Source organism: Streptomyces cahuitamycinicus, assembly GCF_002891435.1.
In the GTDB taxonomy this organism is placed as follows: Bacteria; Actinomycetota; Actinomycetes; order Streptomycetales; family Streptomycetaceae; genus Streptomyces; species Streptomyces cahuitamycinicus.
Genome location: NZ_POUC01000928.1, coordinates 1 through 682 on the forward strand (window position 1 = coordinate 1; position 682 = coordinate 682).

Annotated in this window: 1 protein-coding gene; it reads right to left on the minus strand. The window is 76.5% G+C overall.

Going from position 1 to position 682, the window contains the following annotated elements:
- Positions 1-323: 323 nt before the first annotated feature.
- Complete coding sequence (locus C1J00_RS47790; protein WP_281262811.1) at positions 324-449, minus strand: hypothetical protein; 126 nt, start codon at positions 447-449, stop codon at positions 324-326.
- Between the last annotated feature and the right edge of the window lie 233 nt (positions 450-682).

The following is a 682-nucleotide window of genomic DNA, read 5'->3' on the forward strand; positions in this document are numbered from 1 at the left end:
GAGGTGGGTCGGGGGCGGGCCCCCGAGAAGGTTCTCGTGAATGGACATGAGGTCAAGTCTGCGCCATGCCGTCCGCTGCGGCGCAGCGGGCGGGGAGATCGACCGGACGACTGCCCCGCAGGGCCGCATGCCGGCCATGCCGGTGCGACCGCCACACGGAGCCGGCCCCGGCCGACCCCGCCGAGGCAGGCCCGTCCGAGACCGACAGGGCCGGGGCCTGACCGTGACAACCTCAGAGCCCGGGCGGACGCGACGACGGCCGGCACAAGCCGGACCACACGGCGGCCACTCCAGGCCGTGCCGGACGCCGACCAGCCCATGACCTACCTACCCGGGACGGCGACCACCGCAGGGCAGGACCGGACCACGACCACCACCACGTCAGGCCCGACCACGACCACCGCCAGCCAGGACCGGACCACGACCACCACCACGTCAAGCCGGACCACGACCACTACCTGGCCGGGCCCGCCAGGCCGGCCACGCCCGCCACGCCAGGCCCGGCAGCGCCCCCCGGCCCGGTCGCGCGGCGGCTACGGCAGCCTCTTGCGCACCGGCTCTCCCTCCAGCGGTGGCGCCGTGACGCCGCCCTGCCGCAGGCACTCCGGCCGCTTGCAGTCCGGCGACGGTCTGCGCACCGCCGCCGCCGCGATCACGGCGCCCGCCACCAGCACCCCCGCAC